This window comes from Tabrizicola sp. (assembly GCF_031377265.1).
Lineage (GTDB): Bacteria > Pseudomonadota > Alphaproteobacteria > Rhodobacterales > Rhodobacteraceae > JAUYQR01.
On the sequence record NZ_JANMET010000073.1, the window covers coordinates 1 to 6,044 of the forward strand.

General features: G+C 63.4%; 8 protein-coding genes. 1 reads left to right on the plus strand and 7 read right to left on the minus strand.

The window, feature by feature from the left end; genetic code table 11:
- Positions 1-243: aminotransferase class IV (locus tag RMO18_RS04090; protein ID WP_309664074.1), on the plus strand; the 243-nt coding region annotated here is incomplete at its 5' end.
- 155 nt (positions 244-398) lie between these two features.
- Here the strand turns inward: RMO18_RS04090 and RMO18_RS04095 are convergent.
- The 7 genes from RMO18_RS04095 to RMO18_RS04125 form a co-directional block, all read right to left on the minus strand.
- The gene (locus RMO18_RS04095; protein WP_309664076.1) at positions 399-581 is read right to left on the minus strand and encodes a hypothetical protein; all 183 of its coding nucleotides are present in this window, start codon (positions 579-581) and stop codon (positions 399-401) included.
- 79 nt (positions 582-660) lie between these two features.
- Positions 661-1,425: an SDR family NAD(P)-dependent oxidoreductase gene (locus RMO18_RS04100; RefSeq protein WP_309664078.1), complete on the minus strand. Its 765-nt coding sequence runs from the start codon at positions 1,423-1,425 to the stop codon at positions 661-663.
- 9 nt (positions 1,426-1,434) lie between these two features.
- Positions 1,435-2,460 (minus strand): tRNA epoxyqueuosine(34) reductase QueG, encoded by a 1,026-nt coding sequence (queG, locus tag RMO18_RS04105; RefSeq protein ID WP_309664079.1) that lies wholly within the window; start codon positions 2,458-2,460, stop codon positions 1,435-1,437.
- A gap of 68 nt (positions 2,461-2,528) precedes the next feature.
- Positions 2,529-3,194 (minus strand): glutathione S-transferase family protein, encoded by a 666-nt coding sequence (locus RMO18_RS04110; protein ID WP_309664080.1) that lies wholly within the window; start codon positions 3,192-3,194, stop codon positions 2,529-2,531.
- A gap of 68 nt (positions 3,195-3,262) precedes the next feature.
- Positions 3,263-4,033: a monofunctional biosynthetic peptidoglycan transglycosylase gene (gene mtgA, locus RMO18_RS04115; RefSeq protein WP_309664082.1), complete on the minus strand. Its 771-nt coding sequence runs from the start codon at positions 4,031-4,033 to the stop codon at positions 3,263-3,265.
- 61 nt (positions 4,034-4,094) lie between these two features.
- Positions 4,095-4,631, minus strand: a complete 537-nt coding sequence (locus RMO18_RS04120) for a DUF1269 domain-containing protein (protein ID WP_309664084.1) — start codon at positions 4,629-4,631, stop codon at positions 4,095-4,097.
- 90 nt (positions 4,632-4,721) lie between these two features.
- Positions 4,722-6,044: glutamate synthase-related protein (locus RMO18_RS04125; protein WP_309664086.1), on the minus strand; the 1,323-nt coding region annotated here is incomplete at its 5' end.

Consider the following 6,044-nt stretch of genomic DNA (forward strand, 5'->3'; position numbering starts at 1 on the left):
AAGGCCGATTGCTTCCTGAACGGCCTGACCCGCCAGACCGTGATCGGCATGCTGAAAGACATGCAGATCAAGGTGCATGAACGCCACATCATGCCCGAAGAACTGGAATCGTTCGAACAGTGCTGGCTGACCGGCACCGCCGCCGAGGTGACGCCGGTGGGCCAGATCGGCGATTACAACTTCGAAGTCGGCGATCTGACCAAACGCGTGTCGCTGGAATATGAGCGGCTGGTGCGCGCCTGAACCCAACGGACGGCGAAAAAAGAAAGGGTGCGCCACACCGGCGCACCCTTTTTCGTTTTGGCATTCACGACTGGTCAGGTGTTAACAAAACCTGAATTCGCGCCGCTAAGCCTTTGTTTTTACATGGCTCCCAGCCTTGTCCACGCGTGGACAGCCTAGGTCGTCCACCCCCGCGCGATTCGCAGAAACTGCACCAACCGCGACGATCCGCTGCGCCCATGCGCCCGGTGCCAGCCCTGCCGCGCACCCCGGGCAATCCGCCAGAACTGCCGCACCTGCACCCCGGTGCTGGGCCCCTGATGATCCGCCGGATGACGGCCTTCAATGCTGCGCTTCATGCCAACCTCCTCAGGTAAAGACAGCTGCCATCATACCCCAGAATCATCGCCAACCCAAATCGCGCAAGCCAACACCCGCCTACACCGCCGAAAACCCACCATCGACAAACAGATAGGTGCCGGTCACAAACTCCGCGTCGTCAGATGCCAGGTACAGCGCCGCCCGCGCGATATCCTCCGGCTGGCCCAGCCGCCCCTGCGCCGCCTTGATCGCCGCCTCCGACACATCCACCCCCAGCGCCGTCAGCTCCTTCACCTCGCGCACCCCGTGCGGCGTCTCGATGAACCCCGGACAGATCGCATTGCAGCGAACCCCCCGGTCCCGGAACTCTACCGCAATCGCGCGCGAAAACATGTGGCAGGCCCCTTTCGTCGCATCATACAGCACCTCCATCGGCGTCGCATAAACCGCCGAGATGCTGGAGGTGCAGACGATGCTGCCACCCCCCGCTGCAATCATCTGCGGCAGCACCGCGCGGGTCACCAGGTACATCGACTTCACGTTCACATCGAACAGAAAGTCCCAATCCGCCTCCTCGGTCTCCAGGAACGGTTTGATCACGATGGTGCCGGCATGGTTGAACAGCACCGTCACCGGGCCCAGCGCCGCCGCCACCTTGGCCACCGCCGCCTCGACCTCCGCCTTGGCCGCAACATTCGCGGCGGCAAACACCACCCGGTGCCCCTTGGCCACCAGTTCAGCCGCCAGCGCCTCCCCCCGCGCGACATCGCGGTCAAGGATCCCAACCGCCGCGCCCTCGGCCGCAAACAGCCGCACAGCCGCCGCGCCGCATCCCCCCGCCCCACCCGAAACGATGGCAACCTTGCCTTTTAACCGGTCCATTCCGCCCCCCTACAATCGCCCCACCGCCCAGCGCGCCGCATCCGCCACCGCCGGATCGGCATCATCTAACAACCCCATTGCGGCACCACGCAACCCCGGCATCCCGGAATTCCCGATGGCATAAAGCACATTGCGCACAAACCGGTCGCGCCCGATCCGCTTGATCGGGCTACCGGCAAACCGGGCCCGAAACGCCGCGTCGTCCAGCATGGCAAGCTCCGCCAACTCCGGCAAACCGACGCGCGGTTGATAGCCGATCTCCCCCGCCGCCACCGCGAACTTGTTCCACGGGCAGACGGCCAGACAATCGTCGCAGCCATAGATCCGGTTGCCCATCAACCCGCGCAAATCTTCGTCGACCGGCCCCTTATGCTCGATCGTCAGATAGGAAATGCAGCGTCTGGCGTCCAACCGGTACGGCGCCGGAAATGCCTCCGTCGGGCAGATATCCAGACAGGCGCTGCAGGTCCCGCAGTGATCCACCTCAGGCGCATCCACCGGCAGCTCCAGCGTGGTGAAGATCGCCCCCAGAAACACCCAATTGCCAAGATCGCGGCCCAAAAGGTTGGTATGCTTGCCCTGCCAGCCCAGCCCCGCCGCCTGTGCCAGTGGCTTTTCCATCACCGGGGCCGTATCGACGAACACCTTGATTTCGCAGCCCGACTGATCCACCAGCCAGCGCCCCAGCCGCTTCAGGCGCCGCTTGACCAGATCGTGGTAGTCTTTCCCCTGCGCATAGCAACTCACCACCCCACGGTCGCGCGCGGCAAGGCCGGTCATCGGGTTGCCCTCGGGCGTATAGGCCTCGGCCAGCATAATCACCGACCGCGCCTGCGGCCACAGCGCCGCCGCCGACCCGCGCCACTTCACCCGCTCGGCCATCCAGCCCATCTGACCGTGATGTCCGGCATCCAGAAACGCCGCCAGACGCGCCGCCGTTTCCGGCACCGCATCAGGCCGACAAATCCCCACCTTGGCAAAGCCTTCTTCAAGGCCCCGCGCCACCAGCAGGGCCTTCAAACCCGCGTCCGTCATGGGTTTGCTCTTTGGAGAAATACTCCGGGAGGTGCAGGGGGGGGGGCTGGCCCCCCGTCCGTTCAGGATCAGAAATCCAGGTCGGCATAATGCGCTGCGGGCGGAAATCCCGAAATCTGGTCTGCCAGCAGCGTGCGGAAACAGGGCCGCGACTTGATCTTCGCATACCAGTCTTTCAGCACGATATGACGGTTCCAATCCACATCACTGATGTAATCCAGACAGCTCAGATGCGCCGCTGCGGTGAAATCGGCCAGTGTCATCACATCGCCCGCCAGCCAGCGCCGCTGATCCAAGAGCCACGCCATGTAATCGAGGTGATACTTGATCCGGCTTGACCCCGCCTTGACGTTCTTGCTGTCAGGATAGCCCTGCCCGGTGACCTTCTTGTTGACCCGTTCATACAGCAGCTTCGAGGTGACCTCGTTCTGGAACTTGTCGTCAAACCAGGCGCACAACCGGCGCACCTCATAGCGCGCGTCCGGGTCGCGGGGCAGCAGCGGTGGCGTCGGCACCACCTCCTCCAGATATTCGCAGATCGCCTGGCTTTCGCTCATCACCCGGCCATCGATCCGCAGAACGGGCACCTTTCCGGCCGGATTGCGACGCAGGAAATCCGGCGACGGCTCCCAATACCGCTCCTCGACCAGTTCGACTTCGATCTTTTTTTCCGCAAGCGTCAGGCGCACCTTGCGGCAAAACGGCGACAGCGGAACATGGTACAATCGGTTCATCGGTCAGACACCTCGGGTATCGCTCTTCATTGCCGCGCGCCGGGGTGAAATTCAATCCCCAGACCGCGTCAGCCCTCAAAACAGGCGGAACGTCCGTCTGCCGCAATGGTTTCCGCGCCGCTCATGATCGACCGCGTCCGGCTGCGCACAAAGCTGGAAGGCTTGGAGGCGCTGAAGTCCTTTGGATCAGGCAAAACCGCCGCCAGCCGCCCAGCCTGTAACGCGCTCAGGTCCTTGGCATCGACGCCGAAGTAATGCTGCGCTGCCGCCTGCACCCCGAACACGCCTTCGTCGAACTCGGCCACGTTCAGATAGACTTCCAGAATGCGCTGCTTGGACCAGAACAATTCCACCGCCGGGGTCAGCACTGCCTCCATTGCCTTGCGCAAATAGCTGCGCCCGTGCCACAGGAACACGTTCTTCACCACCTGCTGACTGATGGTCGAGGCACCGCGATTGCCGCCCTGTTTGATGGCCAGCCGGATCGCCGCCATGTCAAAACCCCAGTGGTTGCAGAAATTCGCGTCCTCTGCCGCCACGGCCGACCGGCCCATGACCGGAGCGATTTCGTCCCAACTCACCCAGTCCTTCTCGATCCCGCCCAGCCGCCACGCCTCGCCGGTCTGGTACAGGTTGATCGGCGGCGGCAGAAAGCTGAACAGGATCACCAGAAAGGCATAGACCGCAGCAACCGCCGCAGCCCCACGCAACAACCAGCGCAACGCCCTGCGCCAAGGCGAAAGGCCTTCGGCGGCCGCAGCGCCTGCCAGTTTCGCTTTGCGCTTGCGCGGCCTTGCTGCCGGTTTTTCGGCGGCCTTTTCAGGGGTCTTTTCGGTCATGACCGGAACATAGACGCGGGTGCGCGCGCGGCGTCAAGGGTTGCGCAGCGGGTGGGGGGGCTTAGCGCCGGCCACCGCCCAATTGGTCGGACGGTTGGCCCAGCGGCGGGATCTTTTCCAGAAACTCGCGCAGCTTGGCCTCTGCTTCATGGCTGAACGAGGTGTGCATCACCCGGCCCTTGTGGCGAAACGGCTCCAGCCGCTCCAGCACCTTGTCCGGCGTCATCTTGCGCACCAGAATGCCCACCGCCGCCCCGCCCTTGTCCAGACTTTGGCCGATGTTGCGCAGAAATTCGTCATCTATCCCCATGTCGGTGAACTTGCCTGCCAGCGCGCCCGCCCCGGCACCAACGGCGGCCCCGACAATCGGGTTCAGGAACAGCATCCCGACCAGCGCGCCCCAAAGACCGCCACCGATTGCACCGCCGGTGACCAGGCTTGTGGCCTGATGCAAGCTGACCTTGCCGCTGTCATCGCGGGTGACAACGACCACATCCTCCATCTCGATCAGGTATTCCTTTTGCAGCGCAACCAGCGCCTTTCCGGCCTCGAAGGCCGTGGCCTCATCGGGGAAGGCAACGATGATCAGGTCGGACATGGTGGGTGCTCCAAGGCGAAAGGGCCATTGCGACTGTGCGCAACGACCCTCTCATAGCATATCCAAAGCGGTTTGGGGAACGAAAATCCCCTACTCGGCAGGAACTCTCGCAACCTCGTCGCTCAGCGGATAGGCAAGATGCGCCAGCATCTCTTTCGGGCAGATCTGCAAGAAGTTGCGCCGTTCTGCCTCCCAGTCCGCCAGAATGCGTTCGGCCAGTTTCGACCCGGTTTCCTCGTGATGCCGCAGGATCAGCCCTTTCAGCTGCAGCTCCCAATGCGGATGGTCAACACCGCAGGTGATGATGCTTTCGAGGTTCATGAAATCCTCGGCCACGCCTTTCGGGTCATAGACATAGGCCATGCCCCCGGTCATCCCTGCCCCGAAGTTGGCGCCGATCCGCCCCAAGACCACCGCCACGCCGCCGGTCATGTATTCGCAGCCGTTCGACCCGCAGCCTTCGACCACCACATGCGCGCCCGAGTTGCGCACGCCAAACCGCTCGCCCGCGCGACCGCTGGCAAACAGAAAGCCGTCGGTGGCCCCGTAAAGCACGGTGTTGCCGATGATGGTGTTCTCCTCGGCTTTCAGCGGCGAAGACATCAGCGGCCGCACGGTAATGGTGCCGCCAGACAGGCCCTTGCCGACATAGTCGTTGGCGTCGCCCATCACCTCCAGCTTGATCCCGCGCACCGCGAACGCCCCCAGCGATTGCCCGCAAGACCCGTTCAGCTTGACCGTCAGATGATCAGGCTGCAGCGCGTTGCGCATCCCGAACTTCTTGACGATGTGACTGCTGGCCCGCGTCCCGATGGTGCGGTGCGTGTTGCGCACGGCATAGGAAAGCTGCATCTTTTCGCCGTCTTCAAAGAACCGCGCGCCATCCTTCACAATCTCGGCGTCCAGCGTATCGGGCACCGCATTGCGCGGCTTTGACCGGTCATAGGTGATCTTCGATGCACCATCGACGGTGATCAGCAGTGGGTTCAGGTCAAGGTCATCCAGATGCGCCGCACCCCGGCTGACCTGCGTCAACAGATCGGCCCGCCCGATGATCTCGTCCATCGACCGGGCGCCGATTGAGGCGAGGATTTCCCGCACCTCCTGCGCGTAGAAGGTGATCAGGTTCACCACCTTTTCCGCCGATCCGGTGAACTTGGCCCGCAGCGCCTCGTTCTGCGTGCAGACGCCCACCGGGCAGGTGTTCGACTGGCACTGCCGCACCATGATGCAGCCCATCGCGATCAGTGCTGCGGTGCCGATGCCGTATTCCTCGGCCCCCAGCATTGCAGCCATCACGATATCCCGACCCGTCCGCAGGCCTCCGTCGGTGCGCAAAGTCACCCGCTCACGCAGGTTGTTCATCGACAAGACCTGATGCGCCTCGGTCAGGCCCATTTCCCACGGCAGGCC

Coding starts and splice junctions, on each gene's coding strand:
- queG (WP_309664079.1), bottom strand. CDS start 2,460: ATGACGGACGCGGGTTTGAAGGCCCTGCTGGTGGCGCGGGGCCTTGAA.
- RMO18_RS04100 (WP_309664078.1), bottom strand. CDS start 1,425: ATGGACCGGTTAAAAGGCAAGGTTGCCATCGTTTCGGGTGGGGCGGGG.
- RMO18_RS04095 (WP_309664076.1), bottom strand. CDS start 581: ATGAAGCGCAGCATTGAAGGCCGTCATCCGGCGGATCATCAGGGGCCC.
- RMO18_RS04120 (WP_309664084.1), bottom strand. CDS start 4,631: ATGTCCGACCTGATCATCGTTGCCTTCCCCGATGAGGCCACGGCCTTC.
- mtgA (WP_309664082.1), bottom strand. CDS start 4,033: ATGACCGAAAAGACCCCTGAAAAGGCCGCCGAAAAACCGGCAGCAAGG.
- RMO18_RS04110 (WP_309664080.1), bottom strand. CDS start 3,194: ATGAACCGATTGTACCATGTTCCGCTGTCGCCGTTTTGCCGCAAGGTG.